We start from the raw sequence: 23,655 nt of genomic DNA, 5'->3' as shown, positions 1-23,655 counted from the left end.
AACCAATTTTGAGCAATAGTAAACGACTATTTTTTATTTTTCCATTACTCGCAATATCAATGTGGGTTTTTGGTATTGGTCAAAATTTAAATTCGATTCCAGAATTTTCGTATTCTAAGTTTTCACAAGAGCATAAAAACAAAGAAATTACCAAGGTTACACATTCAAGTTTTGAAGAAGGTGAAATTATTATAATTGAATTAGAACCTGAAATTGAAACCGATATTGAATGGTTTGGATTTGAAAACACTACCTATAATTTCAATTTAACACTTAAAGAAAAGAAAGTTCAATTTCAAGAATTTTCTAATTTTTACTCAAAAAAAATAATTCCACTTTACGATTTATATTGTAATTGGAAATTCCATTTGTCTTAATACGATAATTATTTTTTAAGATTTCAAGCCTTTTGAAATCAATGATTCATTTGTATTAATTCAATTTCATTATAAAATGAAAACACAAAATGTTGGTTTTGATGAACACAAAGTGCTTCATCACTTAACCCATTATTTACCAGCACAAAACCCGTTGAAAGACTTTGTGCATCACAATACATTACACGCATTTCAACATAAAGAGTTTCACGAAGCTTTAGCAAAAGCTAATGCAATTTTTGGTTATAAGACCTATCTTTCTTTGGTAGAGTTTAGAAGCAGATTTGCTAAAAATGAGATTAAGGAAAACGTTTTAGACTATATCATTTCGAAAAATAAAGGAATTGAAAATGTAGAATCTTGGAAACATAAATTATTACACCAACCTTATGATGAATCCGTTCAGTCAAGAATAGGAAATTTACGCGCCAATTGGAAAAAAGAATATGCTATAAATCTTGAAAAATCAACTCATAGTTTATTGTTTAGAGTTTTGTGTAGCTATTTAGACCAAGGAATTGCTATGTGGAATTTTCCTGAAAACGAAAACGGTTTTCTTAACTCAATAATTGCTTTAGAAAAAAATACAGCAACTGGAATTTTTACCTCAAAAAGAGTAAAAGAATTACTATTCAATAAGGTTTCAATAACACAGTTGTTAGAAATTGTAGTTGGAAAAGAAGAGTTGTACGAATATTATTTGTTTGATCAGCAATTTTCGCATCCAGGTTGGAGTGGTATGATTGCTACTATTGAATCCAACCCAAGTTCACTTTTAGACAGCAAACCCATTACTTTTGAAGAACTAGTACAATTTGAATTACTATTAGAGATTGATGTTTTAGATAAAAAATTCAATAGTAACTGGTCGCCACTAGGTCTTAAGGTCAGAGCAGAAGAATATCATTTGTTTGATGCTGTAAAATATAATGAATTATACGAAGTTTTATCACTTTGGCAACAAGCTTTTGAATTTAGTTTTTACGATGAAGTTTTATCTGGAGTAAAAGAAGTAAAAGAGATTTATACTTCAGAAGAACCAAGTTTTCAAGGAATGTTTTGTATGGACGATAGAGAATGTTCGTTTAGAAGACATGTAGAACATATCGATAAACAAGCAGTAACTTTTGGAACAGCAGCTTTTTTTAATTTTGAATTCTACTTTCAGCCTGTTGGGGGAAAATTTCACACAAAATTATGTCCTGCACCTGTAACACCTAAATATTTAATTAAAGAAGAACATAGAAAGAAAAAACAGGCTAAAGATTTGCATTATCACAAGCAATCTCATTCATTATTATTTGGTTGGATAATTAGTCAAACTTTAGGGTTTTCTTCGGCATTCAAGTTGTTTTTGAATATTTTCAAACCTTCGATGTCACCTGCAACTACAGCTTCTTTTAAGCATTTGCATAAAAAATCAAAATTGGTTATTGAAAACAATAACAATGAAAAAGTTGACGATTTGCAAGTTGGGTTTACCATTGAAGAAATGGCAAATAGGGTAGAAGGATTACTAAAAAGCATTGGCTTGGTACAAAATTTCGCTCCAATTATTTATGTAGTTGGTCATGGCGCAACAAGTGTAAATAACACACATTATGCGGGTTATGATTGTGGGGCTTGTTGTGGAAGACCAAGTTCGGTAAATGCAAAAGTAGCATCCTATGCGGCTAATCATCCAAGTGTGAGAGCTATTTTGAAAGAAAGAGGAATTAATATTCCATCAGAAACTCAATTTTTACCAGCTTTACACGATACCACGCGTGACGAAATCGCATTTTATGATGAAGATATTTTGAACGATGTAAATAAAAAGTTACATCATGAAAATGTAATCACCTTTGATATAGCTTTAGCAAATAACGCAAAAGAACGTTCCAGAAGATTTGATACGATTGATTCAACCGAAACAATAGAAAAAATTCATGAAAACGTTAAAAAAAGAGCTTTTTCTTTATTTGAACCTCGACCAGAATTAAATCATGCTACAAACGCCATGTGTGTTGTAGGAAGAAGAAGTTTGTCGAAACAATTGTTTTTAGATAGACGTTCTTTTTTAAATTCGTATGATTATCAAATTGATGCTTCGGGTGATTATTTAGCCGTAATTCTGGGTCAAGTAGCGCCAGTTGCTGGAGGAATTAATTTGGAATATTATTTTTCGAGAGTAGACAATCAAAAATTAGGCGCAGGTTCAAAATTACCTCATAATGTAATGGGATTAATTGGTGTTGCCAATGGTATTGATGGCGATTTGCGCCCAGGTTTGCCCAGTCAAATGATAGAAGTTCATGATCCAATTCGATTATTAGCGGTTGTTGAGCATTATCCAGAAGTAGTTAAAAATGCGATTTCTAAAAATCCAGCTACTTATGAATGGTATAAAAACGAGTGGTTACGATTAGCGGTTGTTCATCCAGAAACGAAGCAAATTTTTGTTTTTGAACAAGAAGAATTTATCGAATATCATCCAATTCAAAAAGCTAGTCATATTGAAAATGAGTTAGCATTAGCTGAAAAAACAAAGGAAAATCTTCCGGTTGGAATTCTAACAAACGCTTAATATCATGGAACATATACTTCAATATTTTTTATTAGTACCTTTTTTAGGGTTTGTCGTAAGTATCTTTTTACCAGAGAAAAACGAAAAATTAATATCTGGAATTGCTTTCGGAACGGTTTTTATTCAATTTTTGGGATTGATATTATTTATCGTTTTTTGGATTATTAACGGTTCAGAAGATTTGAATTTAAAAGAAATAACGCTTTTGAAGACAGATCATTATGAGTTTTTTATCGATTTCTATTTTGATAAAATTGGCGCTGTTTACTTGTTTGTGGGTGCTTTATTAACCTCAATGATAACAACTTATAGTCGTTATTATTTGCACAGAGAAAAAGGATACAAACGTTTTTTTAATACTGTTTTGTTTTTCTTTTTTGGTTATAATTTGGCCATTTTAGCAGGTAATTTCGAAACCTTATTTATTGGTTGGGAAATCATCGGAATTTCATCATTTTTATTAATCGCATTTTATAGAGAACGTTATTTGCCAGTAAAAAATGCATTTAAAGTGTTTTCAATTTACAGAATTGGCGATGTTGGATTACTACTTACCATGTGGGCAAGCCATCATTTATTTCATGAAAATATTACGTTCATGAAGTTGAATAATTATGAATTGGTTAACGAGCATTTGCAAAGTCATTCATTTATAGGTGTTTTTATAGCACTATGTTTGGCTTGTGCTGCTGCGGCAAAATCGGCTCAAATTCCGTTTTCATCGTGGTTGCCAAGAGCAATGGAAGGACCAACACCTTCGAGTGCAATTTTTTATGGTTCATTATCTGTGCATTTAGGAGTTTTCCTGATGTTACGAACCTATCCATTTTGGGAACATCAAACCACTATGCGAATTGCTATTGGTTTAATGGGATTTACAACTAGTATTGCAGCTTCATTTATGGCGAAAGTACAATCTTCAGTAAAAAGTCAGGTAGCTTATAGTTCTATATCACAAATTGGAATTATTTTCATAGAAATAGCATTAGGATTTGAAACTTTGGCACTAATTCACTTTGCAGGAAATGCCTTTTTAAGAACGTATCAATTATTAGTTTCGCCATCTGTGGTGAGTTATTTGATTCGAGACCAATTTTACAATTTTCAACCAAAAAGTAAAAAACCTAATTTCTTTTTTCCAAAACGAATTGAAAACACTTTGTATATTCTTGCTTTAAAGGAATTTAACTTGGAAGGTTTCTTGAATTTAGTGCTTTGGAAACCTTTAAAAACAATCGGAAAATTATTAGATTTCTTAAATATAAAAAGAGTGTATTACTTTTTTATTCCGCTTTTTGTATTGGGCTTTTTAGCTTATAAATTCAAAGTAGATTTGCCACAACAACTTATTTCGGTTTTGCCAGAAGTTTTTGCGTTTATTGGATTGGTATTTGTTTTTAAATCCTTTTCAGAAAGAAAAAGTCCGTTTTTAGCATGGATATTAATCGTGTTAAATCATTTTTGGATTGCTTTAGCCATTGTGTTCAACGACAAAGTTAGTGTAAGCGAAATTGCCTTTTATTTAGCAGGAATTATTCTTGCTGGAGGCATAGGTTATATTGCTTTGCTTCAGCTGAAAAAAATAGAAATGCGCATTTTAATTAGTCAATATTTAGGACATGTTTATGAACATCCAAAATTTGCTTTCTTTTTCTTATTGGCAACACTTGGAATTACCGGATTTCCAATTACTTCAACCTTTATTGGCGAAGATTTGATTTTTAGTCACATCGGTAGTAATCAAGTTATACTTGCCTTTTTTGTAGCATCAAGTTTTGTGGTTTCAGGTATTGCTGGAATCCGAATTTATGCACGTTTATTTCTTGGTCCTCATGTAAAAACTTACCATGAGTTGCCTTACAAATCATCATAAAATTAGTTGAAATGACTTCAAAAATAAAAAAATATATACCTGCTGATGGATTGGCAGGTTTAAAAGAGAATTTTAAATCGGATGCAATTTCTGGTTTTATAGTGTTTTTATTAGCTTTACCTTTAAGTTTAGGAATTGCAAAAGCTTCAGATTTCCCTCCAATCATGGGATTAATTACTGCAATTATTGGTGGTTTAGTAGTTTCGTTTTTCATGGGTTCTCGCTTAACGATTAAAGGACCAGCTGCCGGTTTAATTGTTATTGTTGCAGGTGCTGTTGCCGAGTTTGGTCAAGGAAATAACGATTTAGGTTGGAAATTAGCCCTTGGCGCGATGGTTGTTGCCGGAATAATTCAAATCCTTTTCGGTGTTTTGAAATTAGGTAAGTTAGCCGATTTCTTCCCGCTTTCAACTATTCACGGGATGTTGGCTGCTATTGGTATTATTATTATTGCTAAACAAATTCCGGTTTTATTGAATGATAATCCTGCTTTAGCTAAAGGAATGGGGCCAATTGAATTGTTATTAAACATTCCCAAATTCATCATCAATTTAGATACAAAAGCTTCGATTATTGGAGTGGTGAGTTTGGCAATTATGTTGGGCTGGCCATTCATCAAAAACAAATCTATTAAGATGATTCCTGCGCCTTTGGTTGTGTTGTTATTTGCAATTCCATGTGAATTATTTATGGATTTTGCACACACAGAACCACCGTACGCTTTAGTAAAAATCGGAAATTTAGTAGATAATATCAACTGGAATGTCGATTTTTCAGGAATTAATCAAACCGGATTATTCATTAAATATGTAATTATGTTTGCTTTGGTTGGTACGTTAGAATCGTTACTAACCGTAAAAGCTATCGATTTGTTAGATCCGTTCAAAAGAAAATCCAACACAAATAAAGATTTAATCGCAGTTGGAATTGGAAATACGCTAGCTGCTGTTTTAGGTGGTTTGCCAATGATTTCTGAAGTAGCTCGTAGTTCTTCTAATGTTAATAATGGTGCTAAAACACGTTGGGCAAATTTCTTTCACGGATTTTTCATTTTACTTTTTGTTTTATTAGCTGCTCCGTTACTAGAAATGATTCCTAACGCAGCATTAGCGGCCATGTTAATTAGTGTGGGAATTAAATTGGCACATCCAAAAGAATTCATGCATATGTTGCACATTGGAAAAGAACAATTGTTCATTTTCACAGTTACTGTTTTGGTAACTTTATTTGAAGATTTATTACTTGGAATTGCCGCAGGAATGTTGGTTAAAATGATTATTCATGTTGTTAATGGCACGCCAATTTCCTCTTTCTTTAAAGCGCCTACAGTTGTTTCCTTTGTGGATAATGAGTACAAAGTTGAAATTAATAAAGCCGCTATTTTTTCTAATTATTTGGGAATCAAAAGAAAATTAGAAGAAATTCCGCCTGGATATCAAGTAAGTATTTGTTTGAAAAAAACAAAATTAGTAGACCATTCGGTAATGGAAAATTTGGAGCATTTTAAACATGATTATGAAGCACATGATGATGGAGGAACAGTAACTATCATTGGTTTAGAAAATCATAAACCCTTATCTTTGCACCCAAAAGCTTCAAGAAAAAATCTAATTGCAGAATAAGGATGAAAAATATAAAAATGCGCTTGCTGTTCTTTATCGGAATAGCGAGCTTATTTACTGTGAATATTAGTTATGCACAAGTAAAAGAAAGTAATAACGATATTTGGTTGCATTATTTTGGAAAGAATATGATTACAGAAAAGTTTTCATTTTCGTTTGAAGCCACAATGCGATATGCTAACGGATTTTCTGAAAAACAGCAATATTTTATTCGTCCTTCGGTAGATTATCAATTTACTAAAAAGTTTATGGGAAGTGTTGGATTTAGTCATTACAATACCTATTCTTATGGAAATCCGGCGATGAATAAAATTAGCATTCCTGAAAATCATTTTTGGATTCAAGGAACGTTTGTTCACAACAGTGGACAATTAAAAATCACACACCGATTACGAGATGAATTTCGATATGTTGGAGTTGCTAAAGCACAATCGAATGGTGATTTAGAAATAGATCATTACGATTATAGAAACCGAATGCGATATATGCTTTTATTCAATTATCCTTTGATAAAAAGGGAAGATGCAACTAAATTATTTGCGTTGTTTGGCGATGAGGTTTTTGTGAATATTGGTTCCAATGCAGGAAAAACGTTTCTAAATCAGAACCGATTGATTGGTGGAGTTGGGTATAATTTTGATAAAAATCATCAAATGCAATTGAGTTACATTCATCAAAATATTTGGAATTTTACGAACACATTTCAGGAAAGTAATCCAACAGTAAGACTAACTTATGTAACTAATTTCGATTGGAGAAAATAAAAATAAACCCCGATTTGAAATTTCAAATCGGGGTTTATATATTTCGTACTTTTTACTTCGAATTACATCATGCCTGGCATTCCTCCGCCCATTGGCATACTTGATGATTCTTCTTTGATGTCTATTAAAGCACATTCAGTAGTTAAAATCATTCCAGCTACAGAAGCTGCATTTTCTAAAGCTACACGTGTTACTTTTTTAGGATCAATAATTCCAGCAGCTAACATTTGAACATATTCTCCTGTTTTTGCATTGAATCCGAAATCGTCTTTACCTTCGGTAACTTTTGCAATTACTACAGAACCTTCACCACCAGCATTTTCAACAATAGTTCTCAAAGGAGATTCAACTGCTTTATTGATGATTTGAATTCCGGTTGCTTCGTCTGCGTTTTCAGCTTTTAAGTTTGCTAATGCAGCTTTTGCTCTTACTAAAGCAACACCACCACCAGCAACAATTCCTTCTTCAACTGCTGCACGAGTTGCGTGTAAAGCATCGTCAACACGGTCTTTTTTCTCTTTCATTTCTACTTCAGAAGCCGCACCAACATATAAAACAGCAACACCACCAGCTAATTTAGCTAAACGCTCTTGTAGTTTTTCTCTATCGTAATCTGAAGTAGTTGTTTCAATTTGTGATTTAATTTGGTTGACTCTAGCTTTGATATTTTCAGCATCTCCAGAACCGTTTACAATTGTAGTATTATCTTTATCAATCGTAATGTTTTCTGCTGTTCCAAGCATGTCTAAAGTTGTATTTTCTAATGAATACCCACTTTCTTCAGCAATTACAGTTCCTCCAGTTAAGATAGCGATGTCTTCTAACATAGCTTTTCTTCTGTCTCCAAAACCTGGGGCTTTTACAGCAGCAATTTTTAAACCACCACGTAATTTATTAACTACTAAAGTTGCTAACGCTTGTCCGTCAACATCTTCAGCAATGATTAACAATGGTCTTCCAGATTGTGCTACTGGTTCTAAAACCGGTAACAATTCTTGTAAATTTGATATTTTCTTATCGTATAATAAAACGTATGGATTGCTTAATTCGGCAACCATTTTATCAGCATCAGTTACAAAGTAAGGAGATAAATACCCTCTATCAAACTGCATTCCTTCTACAACATCTACATAAGTATCCGTTCCTTTTGCTTCTTCAACAGTGATAACGCCTTCTTTTCCAACTTTTGAAAAAGCTACCGCGATTAAATCACCAATAGTTTCATCATTGTTAGCCGAAATAGAAGCTACTTGTTTGATTTTTTCTGATGAATCACCCACAGCTACTGATTGTTTGCTTAATTCTGCTACAATAGTTTCAACTGCTTTGTCAATTCCTCTTTTTAAATCCATCGGATTTGCTCCAGCAGCAACGTTTTTCAAACCTTCTTTTACGATAGCTTGTGCTAAAACCGTAGCAGTTGTTGTTCCGTCTCCCGCTAAATCATTAGTTTTTGAAGCTACTTCTTTAACCATTTGAGCTCCCATATTTTCTAATGGGTCTTGTAATTCGATTTCTTTTGCAACAGAAACACCGTCTTTAGTTACCGTTGGTCCGCCAAATGATTTTGAAATAATTACATTTCTTCCTTTAGGTCCTAAAGTTACTTTTACTGCATTTGCTAATGCATCAACGCCACGTTTTAAACCGTCGCGAGCTTCAATATCGAATTTTATATCTTTTGCCATTTTATTTTTTTGTTTGAATGTTTAACGTTAAAATGTTGTTATTTAATCTAAGATTAAAGAATAGCATAAATTTCATCTTCTCTCATAATCAGGTAATCTTTACCTTCATATTTGAATTCTGTTCCTGAATATTTTCCGTATAAAACTGTATCTCCAACTTTAACAGTCATAGTATAGTCTTTTTTGCCATTTCCCACGGCTACTACAGTACCTTTTTGTGGTTTTTCTTTTGCAGTGTCTGGAATGATAATTCCTGAAGCTGTTGTAGTTTCTGCTGCCAAAGGAGCAATTACTACACGATCTGAAATAGGTTTAATGTTTAAGGACATGGTTGTATGTTTTATTTATTAAAATTAATTTGTTGCTTGTTGTTTTTCAGAAATTGTGCCAAAGCGATTTTCTGACAATTTTTCGGTAAAAAAAATGCCAGCACTGACATGCTGGCATTTTATATATATTGTCAATTCTTATTTTGCAGAATCAGTTGCAACTGGCGCTGGTGTAGCAGCAGGAGCAGCTTGTTTAGTAGCTTCTGGAGTTGTAGGAACTGTTGTAGTAGGAACAGTTGTTTCATCTTCACCTAATACTTTAGAACCAGATGCAGCTCCATTAAAACTTAAACTAGAAAGTAAAATTAATGCAATTAAAATTCCTCCTAACGTCCAAGTACTTTTATCTAAAAAGTCTGTTGTTTTTTGAACTCCACCTAATTGTTGGGAACCACCAAATGAAGAAGATAAACCTCCACCTTTAGGGTTTTGAACCATAATAGCTAAGATTAATAAAAAACAAACAATTGTTATCGCAATTAAAAAACCTGTGAATCCCATAATTAATTATTATTTTGTTGTAAATTTTTGATTTCGTTTATTCGGTCTGCAAAGAAACTACTTTTTTCTGGATATTTCAAAATTAATATTTCATAAGCTTGTATCGCTTTTGTATATTTTTTTTGTTCCAAATACACTTTGGCTAATGTTTCAGTCATTAAGTGTGTAGGCTCTTCAGTACTTTTGCTAATATTTGCAGGTGGTTTGGTCGTTTCTTTTACTGGAGCAATTTTTGGATTGGCTTCAATAAATTTATCGATTATATCTAATTTTTTTTGCTTTTCAGGGTCGTTTTGAGTATTTTTTTCTTCGATTTCACGCTCAATTGGACTGAATTTTGTCAATTGTAACCATTCTTGAAAGGAATGTCTTTCAGATGGTGTAAATGGTATCGGTTTGCCAATTTCTAATTTTTCCTCTGAAGTTTTTTCTATTACTTCAAGTTCAACTTTTTCTTCTTCAATAGCAATAGTTTCTATTTGAGGTAGTACAATTACTTCTTCCATGTGATGTACTTCAATATCCATTAAAGATCTTTGAATTTCATCAATCTTCTCTTGTTGGATTGCAGTAAAATTATCCGAAGTTATAAATTCAAATAAAATCGTTCTATCAGTAGTGTAAGCAGCTGTTTTTTTTAATTCGTAATTGTATCTAAAACTTTCCTGATTGAACAATCCTTTTAAATGTAGAGCGCGAGCCGACTGAAAATACGGAAACTGTAAAACTACATTCTCTAAAGCAATGGTTTGCTTTTCGTTAATGGTTTCAGGCTTATTTAAAAGATATGTTAAATCGGATATGTTCAAAATTTACAAATTAATTACCATTTGGCTAATGATTCGTTGAAAATATCTTGCGTGATTCTCTCGAAAATTACGTCTAATGCCGTTGTTAATTGCGAACCTACTAATTGCTGATTGGCATCAAAATCATAGAAGAATGAAAAACGTTTTTCAAAATTATCGTCTTCTTTATTTCTATTGCTAAATCTTACGTTTACAGAAATAGTCAATCTGTTTTGTGCTGCTCTTTGATCTGCAGTTGCAGTCATTGGCGTAATGCGGTAATCTACAATTTCACCTTCGTATAGTAATTCGCCACCTTGAGAAACTAAATTTAGATTTGTTTGATTTTGTATTATCTCTTGAAGTTCAATCGTAAAGGTTCTTTCAATTCCAGGCTCCACTAAAGGTGCATTGTTTTGAAAGTAATTTACTTGAAATGTTTTAGCATCTACGGGCTTTGCACCTGTAAAATTATAAACTCCACAACTGTTTACAAGTAGTGAAATAGTGATGCTAAAAACAATTATTAAATATCTCATTATAAATCGTATTGTTTGATTTTTCTATAAAGTGTTCGTTCTGAAATGCCTAATTCATCAGCCGCAGCTTTTCTTTTCCCTTTATTGCGTTCTAACGATTTTTTGATTAATTCAATTTCTTTCGCTTCTAAACTCAATGTTTCTTCTTCATCAACGGTTTCTGCAAATAAATAATTTTGATCATCGTCTTCGTCTTCAAATTCTTCTTGCATCAGATTATTTTGATTCGGAAGCATTTCCACTCTTGGTTCTTCTTCAAAAATAGCATTTTCTTCGGGTTTACCGTAAATTTTCTGAATTAATCCTTTATTCGCTTCTTGTACTTTTGAACTTCCGTTCTGCATTAATTCTAGAGTGAGCTTTTTCAAATCGTTCAAATCACTTTTCATATCAAAAAGAACTTTGTACAAAATTTCTCTTTCGTTACTAAAATCACTTTCCGATTTTTTAGTTCCAATTACCGAAGGTAAATTTGCATTTTCCTGTGGTAAATAGGAGTGAAGCGTTTGCAAAGAAATCTCGCGCTTCGTTTCTAAAACAGAGATTTGCTCAGCAACATTTCGTAACTGACGAATATTTCCACTCCATCTGTATTTAATCAACAATTGAATGGCGTCGTCATCTAATTTTATAGGAGGCATTTTGTATTTATGCGCAAAATCAGCAGCAAATTTTCTAAATAACAAATGAATGTCATCTTTACGTTCGCGAAGTGGTGGCAACATAATGTCTACCGTGCTCAAACGATAAAATAAATCTTCACGAAACTTTCCTTTTTCAATGGCATCAAACATGTTTACGTTGGTAGCAGCTACAATACGAACATTTGTTTTTTGCACTTGTGAAGAACCCACTTTGATGAATTCACCATTTTCTAAAACACGTAATAAACGCACTTGAGTGGTTAAAGGTAATTCACCAACTTCATCTAAAAATATAGTTCCGCCATCGGCTACTTCAAAGTAACCTTCACGTGTGTTGGTTGCTCCAGTAAACGAACCTTTTTCGTGACCAAAAAGTTCACTGTCAATCGTTCCTTCAGGAATTGCACCACAGTTTACTGCAATATATTTCCCATGTTTTCTGTGCGAAAGCGAGTGAATAATTTTTGGAATACTTTCTTTTCCAACACCACTTTCACCTGTTACCAATACCGAAATATCCGTTGGAGCTACCTGAATGGCTTTCTCCACGGCACGATTGAGTTTTGGGTCGTTCCCAATAATTTCAAATCGTTGTTTTATAGCTTGTACTGATTCCATATAGTTTGTTTCAGGTTTCAGGTTTCAGGTTTAGAAAGTTAACTTGGAACTTTTAAACTTGAAACTTGAAACAAAAAAATTAATTCATTATTTCAGAATAACCAACCGCTTCTCCAATTAAAGTTGCGGCTGTACAGTCTGTGATTTTTACCATTACGAATTCGCCTACTTTGTAATTTTCTTTTGGGAAAACCACTACTGTATTTTGAGAATTTCTTCCACTCCAATGCGCATCAGAACGTTTAGATTCTTTTTCAATCAATACTTCTACTTCTTGTCCAATAAAACGTTGCGTTCTTTCTAATCCGTGTTTTTGTTGCAAATCTACAATTTCGGTTAACCTACGTTTTTTGACTTCTTCTGGTACGTCGTCTTCCATTTTTCTGGCAGCTAAAGTTCCAGGACGTTCTGAATACGCAAACATAAATCCGAAATCATATTTTACATATTCCATCAAACTCAGAGTATCTTGATGATCTTCTTCTGTTTCTGTTGGGAAACCAGCAATCATATCTTGAGACAATGAAATATCTGGAATAATTGAATATATTTTATCAATCAACACCATGTATTCTTCACGCGTGTGTTGACGATTCATTTCTTTTAGAATTCTAGTGCTTCCACTTTGAACCGGTAAGTGAATGTAGTTGCAGATATTATGATGTTTTGCAATAACGTGCAATACTTCTTCATGCATATCTTGCGGATTCGAAGTCGAAAATCTAAAACGCATTTTTGGAAACAACATCGCACATTTGTCTAACAATTGCGCAAAATCCATAGCCGTAGCTTTTTGCATTTCAGTGGCTTTGTCGTAGTCTTTTTTCAAACCACCACCATACCAAAGGTAACTGTCTACATTTTGTCCTAACAAGGTTACTTCTTTGAAACCTCTATCGTATAAATCTTGAATTTCGTCAATAATACTTTGTGGTTCACGACTACGCTCACGGCCACGTGTAAAAGGAACAACGCAAAACGTACACATGTTATCGCAACCTCTTGTAATTGAAACGAAAGCATTAACGCCATTACTATTTAAACGAACAGGAGAAATATCGCCATACGTTTCTTCTTTTGAAAGAATTACGTTGATGGCATCTCTTCCTTCTTCAACTTCTGCTAATAAATTTGGTAAATCTTTGTAAGCATCGGGTCCAACCACCATGTCTACAATTTTTTCTTCCTCTAAAAACTGACTTTTCAAACGTTCCGCCATACAACCTAAAACCCCAACTTTCATGGTTGGATTGATTTTCTTTACAGCGTTGTATTTTTCTAAACGTTTACGAATCGTTTGTTCCGCTTTATCGCGAATAGAACAAGTGTTAACCAAAACTAAATCGGCATCTTCTAAGTTTTGAGTTGTATTATATCCGTTTTCATAAAGAATAGACGCCACAATTTCGCTGTCCGAAAAATTCATTTGGCAACCATAACTCTCTATAAAAAGTTTTTTTGTATTTCCTTCTTTTTGGTCAAGCACTAAACTCTGACCTTGTTTTTTCTCGTCAATTTCCTTTTCCATATAAAGATTTCCTTTAAATCAATCCGAATAATCGGATTGCAAAGATAATACTAAATTATAAAATCTGACAAGATGGCAGAAAAGGTTTAACATGAAATTTTTAAATTATTTTTTGTTCTAATTCTAAGTAGCCGTTTTTCGTGGTTTTTACACCTATATATATAGGAGCAATTTGACCTATATTTTGGTTAATTGTAGGTAAAAAAATACTCGGGATGTTAAAATTTAAAAAAAACCTATACTTTTGCGATTCAAAAAAATGTGAAATGGCAAAGAATTTAGTAATCGTTGAGTCACCAGCTAAGGCAAAAACCATCGAGAAATTTCTGGGAAGTGAGTATCAAGTAGAGTCGAGTTACGGCCATATTGCCGACTTGCCTTCGAGAGAAATTGGTGTAGATGTAGAAAATGGTTTTAAACCGAAATATGAAGTTTCTGCCGATAAAAAAGCATTAGTGACCAAATTAAAAGGATTAGCTAAAAATGCCGAAATGGTTTGGTTAGCTTCCGATGAGGACCGTGAGGGAGAAGCAATTTCTTGGCACTTATCTGAAGAATTAAATTTAAAGCCTGAAAAAACAAAACGTATCGTTTTTCACGAAATTACGAAAACGGCTATTCAAAAAGCAATCGAAAATCCGAGAGGAATTGATTACAACTTAGTAAACGCACAACAAGCGCGTAGAGTTTTAGACAGATTAGTAGGTTACGAATTATCTCCTGTACTTTGGAAAAAAGTTAAAGGAGGATTATCGGCTGGTCGTGTACAATCGGTTTCTGTTCGTTTGATTGTAGAACGCGAAAGAGAAATTCAAAATTTCAACCCAGAAGCATCGTATAGCATTACAGCAGAATTTACAAATGAAGCTGGAAAAACATTTAAAGCAAAATTACCAAAGAACTTCGCTACTAAAAAAGAAGCAGAAGATTTCTTAACTAAAAATATAGGTTCATCTTACAAAGTAGGAGATTTAGAAACCAAACCAACAAAAAAATCACCAGCAGCGCCTTTTACAACTTCTACGTTGCAACAAGAAGCAGCGAGAAAATTGTATTTGCCTGTTGGAATTACCATGCAAATTGCACAACGTTTGTACGAAGCCGGACTTATAACTTATATGAGAACGGATAGTGTAAACTTATCGCAAGAAGCAATGGCAGCAGCTCAAGCTGAAATTACAAGTTACTACGGAAAGGAATTTTCGAAACCAAGAAATTTTAATACCAAATCAAAAGGAGCACAAGAAGCACACGAGGCAATCCGTCCAACGGATATGTCGCGTCACACAGTTGATATTGATAGAGACCAATCGCGTTTGTATGATTTAATTTGGAAAAGAACGTTAGCTTCTCAAATGAGCGATGCCGAATTAGAAAGAACCAACGTAAAAATCGAAGCGAGTAATCATTCAGAAACCTTTACAGCAACTGGAGAAGTTATCAAATTTGAAGGTTTCTTAAAAGTGTATTTAGAAGGAAACGATGACGATGATGAAGAACAAGAAGGAATGTTGCCTGCTTTAAAAGTTAATGAAAAGCTTATAAATAATTACATCACGGCTACGGAACGTTTTTCGCGTCCGCCAAGTCGTTACACAGAGGCATCTTTGGTGAAGAAGTTAGAAGAATTAGGAATCGGTCGTCCATCCACTTATGCACCAACTATTTCTACGATTATTGCTAGAACCTATGTTGAAAAAGGAAGTTTTGAAGGTCAAGAAAGAAAATACACGCAAATAGTTTTAAAAAATAGCGAAGTAAAAGCGCAAGTTTTAACCGAAAATGTAGGTTCAGACAAAGGAAAATTAGTTCCAACTGATATCGGAATTATTGTAAATGATTTCTTAGTAAAAAACTTTGGAACTATTTTAGATTATAACTTCACTGCGAAAGTGGAACAAGATTTTGATGAAATTGCAGAAGGGAAAGTGGATTGGGCTAAAATGATGAACGATTTTTATAAGCATTTCCATCCAAATGTAGTTGATGTTGAAAAAAATGCGGATAGAGAAAGCGGTGAACGTATTTTAGGAGTGCATCCTGTTTCAGGCAAACAAGTTTCAGTTCGTTTAGGAAAATATGGAGCAATGGCTCAGATTGGCGATATTGATGAAGAAAACAAGCAATTTGCAAGTTTACGTCAAGATCAAAATATTGGAAACATCACGTTGGAAGAAGTATTGAATTTATTCTTACTTCCAAAACAATTAGGAACATACAAAGGAGAAGAAATTGAAGTAAATAATGGTCGCTTTGGACCTTATGTTAAATTTGGAACCCAATTTATTTCATTGCCAAAAGGCGTTGATCCAATGGATGTAACCATGGAAACGGCTCAAGGTTTAATTGATGAAAAAGTGCAAGCTGATGCGCCAATTGGAACTTATGATAATTTACCAATTCAAAAAGGTGTTGGTCGTTTTGGGCCATTTATCAAATGGAACGGAATGTTTATCAATGTAAATAAAAAATATAATTTTGATAATTTATCTCAGTCAGATTTGAATGAGTTAATCGAAGAAAAACAACAAAAAGATATTGATAAAGTACTTCACGATTGGAAAGAAGAAGGGATTAAAGTAGAAAAAGCACGTTGGGGTCGTTCGGTAATTACAAAAGGAAAAATCAAAATTGAATTAAGCAAAGATGTTGATGCTGCAAAATTAACATTAGCGCAAGTTCAGGAAATGATTGAAAAGAAAGCTCCAGCTAAAAAGACTGCGACTAAAAAAGCACCTGCAAAAAAAACAACAGCAAAAAAGAAATAGTAAATGGTATTCGATTTTCTACAACCGATAAGCGAATCTTTTGAAAACTATCTTCAAACCTTATCCAGTCAATCATTGGGTAAAAAAGTAGTATTTCATACACAAACCGATTTTCCTGTTTTAGAAGGTGTTTCTATTGCTATTTTTACGGTTAATGAACATAGAGGTAATGATAAAGAAAATGAGGATTATTCTTTTGATGCTTTTAGAAAAAAATTCTATGGAATGTTTCCAGGGAATTGGAATACTTCAATTGTAGATTTAGGAACTATTGAGGCAGGAGCCAGCATTGAAGACACTTATTTTGTGGTAAAAAGTTTGATGACAGAGCTAATCAAGAAACAAATTATTCCAGTTGTTATTGGCGGAACTCAGGATTTGACTTATCCAATGTATCGAGCTTATGATAATTTAGATCAGATGGTGAATTTAGTTTCGGTAGATAACCAATTTGACTTTTCAAAAGAAAATAAATTAGATAAGGATGCTTATTTATCAAAAATAATAGTTGAAGAACCGAATAATCTATTTAATTTCAGCAACTTAGGTTTTCAAACATATTTTAATTCGCAAGAAGAAATAGATTTAATTGAAAAATTATACTTTGAAGCTTATCGTTTAGGTGAAGTTTCAAATAATATAGCGGTTGCAGAACCTGTTTTTAGAGATGCTGATTTAGTGAGTATCGATATGAATTCAGTGCAATCTTCTTATTCTGGTAATTTTGAAGAGTTTAATCCAAATGGGTTTACTGGGAAAGAAATATGTGCTTTGACACGATATGCTGGAATTAGTGATAAAGTGACTTCGTTTGGAATTTTTAATTTTAATCCAAATGGTCACGAAGTTGTTTTAACAGCTCAGATGCTGTGGTATTTTATTGAAGGTTTTTGTTTTCGCTCAAATGAGTATCCATTTGGAACAAAAGAGCATTACATTAAGTATATTGTTCCAATAGAAGATGAAGAATTAATCTTTTATAAGAGTAATAAAACCGAAAGATGGTGGATAGAAATACCATTTTTAACAAATGTTAATAATAAATTAAAAAGAAATACGTTATTACCTTGCACACATGAAGATTATTTAGCAGCTTGCGAGCAGGAAATTCCAGAAAGATGGTGGAAAGCCCAAAGAAGGAATATTTTGTAAAAGTTGTTATTTTTCAAAGTGTTAAAGCAATGTTAACGCAGGTGTAATGCCAAAATTCAATATTTTTTGCACGTTTTTTAAAAAAATGTTGTTTTTTTCAAAATTATTGAATAGGTTTACGCCCTTAAATAGAAATTACATTTAACCCAAGTTTATATGAAGAAGTTTGTTGCATTTTCAGCAATTTTGTCATTATTTATCAGTTGTGGTAAAGGCGATAAAGGAGAATTAGTAGGAGTTAAAGGGAGGAAATGGCATCCCGAGAAACCTTACGGAATGACGTTAATCCCTGGAGGAGCTTTTATTATGGGTAAAGCCGATGATGATTTAGCTAACATTCAAGACGCGCCTACTAAGACAGTTACGGTTCGTTCATTCTATATGGATGAAACGGAAATTACCAACAGCGAGTACCGTCAGTTTGTTGAATGGGTGAAAGATTCAACTATCAGAACTCGTCTAGCTATTCTTGCAGATGAACAAGGTCAAAAGCCTGGTACTGGTGGAGGAAAAGGTGGAAGCATTGGTGATTTTGCCTTTGCAGACGTTGATCCTGCGAAAATGACTCCATACGACAAGTATATGTATGAAAATTATTACAGTGTAGGAACTGATGATGATATTTATGCTGGAAGAAAATTAAATAAAAAAATAAAGGTTATCAAAGAACCTAGTAAATATCCAGATGAATTTTATGTGGAAGTTATGGACTCAATGTACTTACCTGAGTCTGAATCATACAATGGTTTAAAAACTATTGATGCTTCTAAGTTAAAATTCAAATACAATCAAGTAGACTTAAATAAAGCTGTTAAGAAAAAAGGTCGTAAAAATTTCTACGAAGATGCGCCGCCTATTGAAATTTACCCAGATACAACTGCTTGGATAAAAGATTTTGCTTATTCTTATAATGAGCCAATGCATAATGATTATTTCTGGCATCAAGCTTACGGAGAATATCCTGTAGTAGGTGTTTCTTGGAATCAAGCAAAAGCATTTTGTGCTTGGAGAACAATGTATAAAAATGCATTTATTAAAAAGAAAAAAGGAAGAGATCAAGTAAACTCATTCCGTTTACCTACAGAAGCAGAATGGGAATATGCTGCTAGAGGCGGAATTGAAGGTGCTACTTACCCTTGGGGAGGTCCTTATGCTAAAAATGACAGAGGTTGTTTTATGGCTAACTTCAAACCAAATCGTGGAGATTATGCTGCTGATGGTGCTTTGTACACTGTTGAAGCTAAATCATACGAGCCAAATGATTTTAACTTATATAACATGGCGGGTAACGTTTCAGAGTGGACAGAGTCTTCTTACTATGCTGAAGCTTATGAGTTTGTTTCTACAATGAATCCACATGTTGCTGATAAGAAAAACCAAAGAAAAGTTGTTCGTGGTGGTTCTTGGAAAGATGTTGCTTACTTCTGTCAAGTTTCTACTCGTGATTATGAATACGCTGATTCTGCAAGAAGTTACATCGGATTCAGAACTGTACAAGATTACATGGGTACAGCATCAACAGGAAACAGTCCTAAATAGTATTTAACCAATTTTATTATATAATTAACTTAACTAACTAAAAATTTATTTATTATGGCATTATTAAGCAAAAAAATGATGGGATTCCTTTACGGAATGGGAGCGGCAGTAGTAATCGTTGGAGCATTATTCAAATTAATGCACTGGCCAGGTGCAGGACCAATGCTTGTAATCGGTTTATTAACTGAAGCATTAATTTTCGCATTATCAGCATTTGAACCAGTAGAACATGAATTAGATTGGTCTTTAGTATACCCTGAATTAGCTGGTGGTGAAGCTAAAGCAAAAGATAAAAAAGAAAATCCAGCTGACGCTCAAGGTTTATTATCTCAAAAATTAGATAATATGTTGAAAGAAGCTAAAATTGATGGAGAATTAATGGCAAGCTTAGGAAACAGTATTAAAAATTTCGAAGGTGCTGCTAAATCAATTTCTCCAACTGTTGATGCAATGGCTGGTCAAAAGAAATATGCTGAAGAAATGTCTACAGCTGCAGCTCAAATGGAAGCTTTAAATAACTTATACAAATTACAATTAGATAGCGCTTCTAGAAATGCTACTGCAAATCAAGAAATTGCTGATAACGCAGCTAAATTAAAAGAGCAAATGCAATCAATGACTTCAAACATTGCATCTTTAAATGCTGTTTACGGAGGTATGCTTACTGCTATGAGTAACAGATAATTAGTTTTATCAAATTAAAGAATTATTAATTAAAACTAATTTAAAGAAAAAATGGCAGGAGGAAAATTAACCCCTAGACAGAAGATGATTAACCTAATGTACTTGGTTTTCATCGCAATGTTGGCATTAAACATGTCAAAAGAAGTATTAACAGCTTTTGGTAATTTTAATGACAAGTTTTCAGAATCTAATAAATTAACTGAGCAATCTAACGCTACTTTATTATCTGCATTAGATACTAAAGCAACTGATGAGCCAGCTAAATATGCTGAACCATCTAGAAAAGCTAAAGAAGTTGCAAAAATCTCTAAAGATTTTGTTGCTTTCTTAGAGACGGTTAAAGCTGAAGTTACTGAAGGTATTGAGCCAGATGAAACTGGTAAATTACCTTTCGAATCTATGGACAAGTCTACTATCGACGAAAAATGGTTTGCTGGTGATGGATATAGCCCAAGAGGAACAGAAATTGTTTCTAAAATTGACAAGTATGTTGCTGATGTTAAAAAAGTATTAGGTAATGACGTAAAGTATATTCCTTTTATCAAAGAAATTGAGAAAAAATTCTCAACTGCTGATATCACAAACAGAGAAGGTGTAAAACAAAAGTTTTTAGATTATAAAACTAAAGGTTTCCCTGCAGTATCTACATTAACATTCATTACTGCTATGCAAAATGACGTTAAAAATACTGAAGCTGGAGCTTACAATTTATTCTTAGGTAATGCATTACAATCTGCTGCATCTATGAAAAACTTCCAAGCAATTGTTGTATTAGATAAAAATGCATATTTCGCTGGTGAGCAAGTTACAGGTAAAGTTGTTTTAGGTCGTTATGATGCTAATACAGTACCTACATCATTCAAAGGTCCTGGAAAAATTGAAAACGGTCAAGCAGTTATCTCTATGACAGCTGGTGGTATCGGTGAACAAAATATCTCTGGAGAATTTGGTTTCTTAGAAGATGGAAAAGAAATTCCATTAAAATTCGAAGGTAAGTACGTTGTTGTACCTCGTCCTAACCAAGCAATTATTTCTGCTGATAAAATGAATGTTGTTTACCGTGGAGTTCCTAACCCTATTTCTATTTCGGTTCCTGGTATTGCTTCTAACAAAGTAAATGCTAGTGCTCCTGGAATGTCTAAAGTAGGTGATGGTAAATTCATGTTAAAACCAGGTTCAGGTAGTGAAGTTAAAATTAACGTAAATGCTACAATGCCTGACGGTAAATCAATGTCTAGTTCTCAAGTATTTAGAATTAAAGGTTTACCTGCTCCAACTGGAAAAGTTGGTGGTTCTGAAAAGAATAAAGGACCAAAATCTAACTTAGAAGTTTGTTCTATTACTGCTGTTATGGAAGATTTCGATTTCCCTGTAACAGTAAACGTTACTCAATTTAACGTTAAAGTTCCTGGACAACCTACAATTGTAGTAAGTGGTAATAGAATGGATTCTAGAGCTAGATCTGCAATTGCAAAAGCACAAAAAGGTGATGTTGTAGTTATTTCTGAAATCAAAGCTAGTTTTACTGGTATTGATCAAATGGCTAAGAAAGTATCAATTTGTACTTACGAAATACAATAATTTAAATTAATTTGAGTTTATCTTTTTAAACCAAATAAAAAATGAATAAAATGAATTGGAGAAATAGTATTGCAATTTTAGTATTAGGTTTAAGTGCTACTACTTTTGCTCAGTCAAACTTATTAAATGCTAAGACACCTGATCAAATCGGGAAAAAAACTGAAGCTGAATTAAGTGCTGACAATGATAAACCGTTGCCTTACGGCTATGTTCATGATAGAGATATCTTAATGGGAAAACGTATTTGGGAATTTGTTGATCTTGATGAGAGAGTAAACTTTCCACTTTATTTCCCAGTTGAAGGTGATGTTATGTCTTCACCTGATAGAAGACCTCTTTATAATGTATTAATTAATGGAATTAAAGAAGGTAAAATAACTGAAGTTTATGACTCAAGTTATTTCACAACTAAGAAAACTTTAAAAGATATCGAGTCTTCATTATATACTGTTGATACTACTGATGTAGGTCGTGAACAAATGAATGAGGATATGGAAGCTTACCGTAAAGGTACCAAGAAAATCGATGAGGAGTTTATTAGAAAAACTGAGATTGAAGCTTATGATGTAAGTGCTTATCGTATTGTTGGATATTGGTATTTCGATAAAAGACAAGGTGAGTTAAAATACAGATTATTAGGTATTTGTCCAGTAGTTCCTGATGTTTTCTCTAAGAAGAATAATGATGCTGAATTGGAATATATTGATTTGTTTTGGGTTTATTTCCCTTCAACAAGAGATATATTACATGAAGCAAAAGCTTTCAATAATAGAAATTCTGCAATGCCTTTTTCTTTTGATCATTTGTTAAACGCTCGTCGTTTTAATGGTATGATTTATTTAGAAGAGAATGTTTATGGTGATCGTAAAATTGCTGATTACATGAAAGAAAACTCTCAAATGCAATTGTTAGAATCAGATCGTGTAAAAGAAAAGATTCGTGACTTCGAACAAGATATGTGGAATTATTAATAATATTTCTCCAATTTCATTTAAAAAAACTCTTACCATTGGTAAGAGTTTTTTAATTTTACACCATGATAGATTTTATAATCGTTGGAAATGGTTTAGCCGGAATTTCATTTGCGGAAATAGCTTTGCAAAACAATAAATCAATTTTTGTTTTTGATAATAATTCGCAACCTTCATCACGTGTTGCCGGAGGATTATATAATCCTGTGGTGTTAAAGCGTTTCAGTGAAGTATGGAAAGCAAAGGAACAAATTGATTTTGCTTTTCCTTTATACCATGAAATTCAATCCAAATTGAATGTCGTTTTCGATTTTGAATTACCCATACTTCGTAAATTGTACTCAGTTGAAGAACAAAACAATTGGTTCCAAGCTGCTGATAAACCAAATTTAGCTCCTTTTTTAGATGCTAAATTAGTTACAAGTTCTTATGAAAGCATTCAATCTCCATTTCACTATGGAAAAGTGAATCATACCGGTTATTTAGAAATTTCAACTTTGATTGAAGCCTATTCTAATTATTTAAAATCACTAAATAGTTTTTCAAATGAAGGTTTCAATTATACTGAAATTGAATTTTTAGATAATGGTATCCAATATAAAAACATACAAGCCAAGCACATCATCTTTGCTGAAGGTTTTGGATTACACGCTAATCCTTATTTTAATGATTTGCCATTAGATGGTACAAAAGGAGAATTATTAATTATCAAAGCTCTAAATTTAGATTTAGATGTTGTGATAAAGTCAAGTGTATTTATACTTCCGATTGGTAATGATTTGTATAAAGTAGGAGCTACTTACGATTGGAAAGACAAAACAAATACTCCAACTGAGCAAGGAAAACAAGAATTGGTTGACAAGTTAAAAGAAATTATTTCTTGTGATTTTGAAATTGTTGAACACTTTGGTGGCGTACGACCTACAGTTAAAGACAGAAGACCATTAGTTGGAACACATCCTGAGTTTAAACAACTGCATGTTTTAAATGGTTTAGGAACGCGCGGCGTAATGCTTGGTCCATATTTAGCCAATCAATTATTTCAACATATTGAAAACGATATTCCTTTGGAAAAAGAAATTGATATTATAAGATGTTATAAAAAAAACCGAAACTAATTTGT

The 23,655-nt window shown here is 33.0% G+C and carries 19 protein-coding genes; 12 read left to right on the top strand and 7 right to left on the bottom strand.

Annotated elements, in window-relative coordinates; genetic code table 11:
• The first annotated feature begins 59 nt into the window (after positions 1-59).
• From AAEO58_RS00240 to AAEO58_RS00220, 5 genes are all read left to right on the top strand, one after another.
• On the top strand, positions 60-377 hold the full coding sequence (locus AAEO58_RS00240) for a hypothetical protein (protein WP_262319015.1): 318 nt from the start codon (positions 60-62) through the stop codon (positions 375-377).
• A gap of 76 nt (positions 378-453) precedes the next feature.
• Positions 454-2,943 (top strand): YbcC family protein, encoded by a 2,490-nt coding sequence (locus AAEO58_RS00235; protein WP_341680982.1) that lies wholly within the window; start codon positions 454-456, stop codon positions 2,941-2,943.
• A 4-nt stretch (positions 2,944-2,947) separates the two neighbouring features.
• The gene (locus tag AAEO58_RS00230) at positions 2,948-4,816 is read left to right on the top strand and encodes a proton-conducting transporter transmembrane domain-containing protein (RefSeq protein WP_341680980.1); all 1,869 of its coding nucleotides are present in this window, start codon (positions 2,948-2,950) and stop codon (positions 4,814-4,816) included.
• Positions 4,817-4,827: 11 nt separating this feature from the next.
• Positions 4,828-6,438, top strand: a complete 1,611-nt coding sequence (locus AAEO58_RS00225) for a SulP family inorganic anion transporter (protein WP_341680979.1) — start codon at positions 4,828-4,830, stop codon at positions 6,436-6,438.
• A 2-nt stretch (positions 6,439-6,440) separates the two neighbouring features.
• Positions 6,441-7,202, top strand: a complete 762-nt coding sequence (locus tag AAEO58_RS00220) for a DUF2490 domain-containing protein (RefSeq protein ID WP_341680977.1) — start codon at positions 6,441-6,443, stop codon at positions 7,200-7,202.
• A 62-nt stretch (positions 7,203-7,264) separates the two neighbouring features.
• On the opposite strand, the gene groL is transcribed toward AAEO58_RS00220, so the two are convergent.
• The 7 genes from groL to miaB all read right to left on the bottom strand — a co-directional run bounded on the left by groL (position 7,265) and on the right by miaB (position 13,837).
• Positions 7,265-8,890 carry a chaperonin GroEL gene (gene groL, locus AAEO58_RS00215; protein WP_341680975.1) on the bottom strand — a complete coding sequence of 542 codons (1,626 nt, stop codon included), beginning with the start codon at positions 8,888-8,890 and terminating at the stop codon, positions 7,265-7,267.
• Between the two features lie 53 nt (positions 8,891-8,943).
• Positions 8,944-9,219, bottom strand: a complete 276-nt coding sequence (locus AAEO58_RS00210; protein ID WP_008256449.1) for a co-chaperone GroES — start codon at positions 9,217-9,219, stop codon at positions 8,944-8,946.
• Between the two features lie 138 nt (positions 9,220-9,357).
• Positions 9,358-9,723, bottom strand: a complete 366-nt coding sequence (gene secG, locus AAEO58_RS00205; protein ID WP_133608120.1) for a preprotein translocase subunit SecG — start codon at positions 9,721-9,723, stop codon at positions 9,358-9,360.
• Entirely contained in the window at positions 9,723-10,529 is an 807-nt protein-coding gene (locus AAEO58_RS00200) for a tetratricopeptide repeat protein (RefSeq protein ID WP_341680970.1), read from the bottom strand. Before AAEO58_RS00200 ends, secG begins: the two co-directional genes overlap by 1 nt.
• Before the next feature lie 14 nt (positions 10,530-10,543).
• Complete coding sequence (locus AAEO58_RS00195; RefSeq protein ID WP_133608116.1) at positions 10,544-11,047, bottom strand: LptE family protein; 504 nt, start codon at positions 11,045-11,047, stop codon at positions 10,544-10,546.
• Positions 11,047-12,309 carry a sigma-54 interaction domain-containing protein gene (locus AAEO58_RS00190; protein WP_341680966.1) on the bottom strand — a complete coding sequence of 421 codons (1,263 nt, stop codon included), beginning with the start codon at positions 12,307-12,309 and terminating at the stop codon, positions 11,047-11,049. Before AAEO58_RS00190 ends, AAEO58_RS00195 begins: the two co-directional genes overlap by 1 nt.
• Positions 12,310-12,388: 79 nt before the next feature.
• A complete protein-coding gene (gene miaB, locus AAEO58_RS00185; RefSeq protein WP_341680964.1) occupies positions 12,389-13,837 on the bottom strand; it encodes a tRNA (N6-isopentenyl adenosine(37)-C2)-methylthiotransferase MiaB in 1,449 nt (482 codons plus the stop codon).
• Positions 13,838-14,103: 266 nt separating this feature from the next.
• Here miaB and topA point away from each other — a divergent pair, with 266 nt between their 5' ends.
• The 7 genes from topA (at position 14,104) to AAEO58_RS00150 (ending at position 23,650) form a co-directional block, all read left to right on the top strand.
• Positions 14,104-16,605, top strand: coding sequence for a type I DNA topoisomerase (topA, locus tag AAEO58_RS00180; RefSeq protein WP_341680962.1), 2,502 nt, complete (start codon positions 14,104-14,106; stop codon positions 16,603-16,605).
• Between the two features lie 3 nt (positions 16,606-16,608).
• The gene (locus AAEO58_RS00175; RefSeq protein WP_341680960.1) at positions 16,609-17,757 is read left to right on the top strand and encodes a formimidoylglutamase; all 1,149 of its coding nucleotides are present in this window, start codon (positions 16,609-16,611) and stop codon (positions 17,755-17,757) included.
• A gap of 156 nt (positions 17,758-17,913) precedes the next feature.
• On the top strand, positions 17,914-19,296 hold the full coding sequence (porK, locus tag AAEO58_RS00170; protein WP_341680958.1) for a T9SS ring complex lipoprotein PorK/GldK: 1,383 nt from the start codon (positions 17,914-17,916) through the stop codon (positions 19,294-19,296).
• Between the two features lie 54 nt (positions 19,297-19,350).
• Complete coding sequence (gene porL, locus AAEO58_RS00165; protein ID WP_133608104.1) at positions 19,351-19,980, top strand: type IX secretion system motor protein PorL/GldL; 630 nt, start codon at positions 19,351-19,353, stop codon at positions 19,978-19,980.
• Between the two features lie 51 nt (positions 19,981-20,031).
• Complete coding sequence (porM, locus tag AAEO58_RS00160) at positions 20,032-21,561, top strand: type IX secretion system motor protein PorM/GldM (protein WP_341680956.1); 1,530 nt, start codon at positions 20,032-20,034, stop codon at positions 21,559-21,561.
• 50 nt (positions 21,562-21,611) lie between these two features.
• Positions 21,612-22,532 (top strand): type IX secretion system ring subunit PorN/GldN, encoded by a 921-nt coding sequence (porN, locus tag AAEO58_RS00155; RefSeq protein WP_162845054.1) that lies wholly within the window; start codon positions 21,612-21,614, stop codon positions 22,530-22,532.
• A 65-nt stretch (positions 22,533-22,597) separates the two neighbouring features.
• Positions 22,598-23,650 carry an NAD(P)/FAD-dependent oxidoreductase gene (locus AAEO58_RS00150; RefSeq protein ID WP_341680954.1) on the top strand — a complete coding sequence of 351 codons (1,053 nt, stop codon included), beginning with the start codon at positions 22,598-22,600 and terminating at the stop codon, positions 23,648-23,650.
• The last annotated feature ends 5 nt before the right edge of the window (positions 23,651-23,655 follow it).

It is taken from the genome of Flavobacterium helocola, assembly GCF_038289885.1.
Taxonomy (GTDB): Bacteria; Bacteroidota; Bacteroidia; order Flavobacteriales; family Flavobacteriaceae; genus Flavobacterium; species Flavobacterium cheniae.
The sequence above is the reverse complement of the archived record's forward strand: the minus strand, read 5'-3'. Positions and strand labels throughout refer to the sequence as shown.

What these genes read in the sequence shown, in the direction of transcription:
- AAEO58_RS00240 (WP_262319015.1), top strand. Translation starts at nt 60, where the DNA reads ATGTGGGTTTTTGGTATTGGTCAAAATTTAAATTCGATTCCAGAATTT.
- AAEO58_RS00235 (WP_341680982.1), top strand. Translation starts at nt 454, where the DNA reads ATGAAAACACAAAATGTTGGTTTTGATGAACACAAAGTGCTTCATCAC.
- AAEO58_RS00230 (WP_341680980.1), top strand. Translation starts at nt 2,948, where the DNA reads ATGGAACATATACTTCAATATTTTTTATTAGTACCTTTTTTAGGGTTT.
- AAEO58_RS00225 (WP_341680979.1), top strand. Translation starts at nt 4,828, where the DNA reads ATGACTTCAAAAATAAAAAAATATATACCTGCTGATGGATTGGCAGGT.
- AAEO58_RS00220 (WP_341680977.1), top strand. Translation starts at nt 6,441, where the DNA reads ATGAAAAATATAAAAATGCGCTTGCTGTTCTTTATCGGAATAGCGAGC.
- groL (WP_341680975.1), bottom strand. Translation starts at nt 8,890, where the DNA reads ATGGCAAAAGATATAAAATTCGATATTGAAGCTCGCGACGGTTTAAAA.
- AAEO58_RS00210 (WP_008256449.1), bottom strand. Translation starts at nt 9,219, where the DNA reads ATGTCCTTAAACATTAAACCTATTTCAGATCGTGTAGTAATTGCTCCT.
- AAEO58_RS00195 (WP_133608116.1), bottom strand. Translation starts at nt 11,047, where the DNA reads ATGAGATATTTAATAATTGTTTTTAGCATCACTATTTCACTACTTGTA.
- AAEO58_RS00190 (WP_341680966.1), bottom strand. Translation starts at nt 12,309, where the DNA reads ATGGAATCAGTACAAGCTATAAAACAACGATTTGAAATTATTGGGAAC.
- miaB (WP_341680964.1), bottom strand. Translation starts at nt 13,837, where the DNA reads ATGGAAAAGGAAATTGACGAGAAAAAACAAGGTCAGAGTTTAGTGCTT.
- topA (WP_341680962.1), top strand. Translation starts at nt 14,104, where the DNA reads ATGGCAAAGAATTTAGTAATCGTTGAGTCACCAGCTAAGGCAAAAACC.
- AAEO58_RS00175 (WP_341680960.1), top strand. Translation starts at nt 16,609, where the DNA reads ATGGTATTCGATTTTCTACAACCGATAAGCGAATCTTTTGAAAACTAT.
- porK (WP_341680958.1), top strand. Translation starts at nt 17,914, where the DNA reads ATGAAGAAGTTTGTTGCATTTTCAGCAATTTTGTCATTATTTATCAGT.
- porL (WP_133608104.1), top strand. Translation starts at nt 19,351, where the DNA reads ATGGCATTATTAAGCAAAAAAATGATGGGATTCCTTTACGGAATGGGA.
- porM (WP_341680956.1), top strand. Translation starts at nt 20,032, where the DNA reads ATGGCAGGAGGAAAATTAACCCCTAGACAGAAGATGATTAACCTAATG.
- porN (WP_162845054.1), top strand. Translation starts at nt 21,612, where the DNA reads ATGAATTGGAGAAATAGTATTGCAATTTTAGTATTAGGTTTAAGTGCT.
- AAEO58_RS00150 (WP_341680954.1), top strand. Translation starts at nt 22,598, where the DNA reads ATGATAGATTTTATAATCGTTGGAAATGGTTTAGCCGGAATTTCATTT.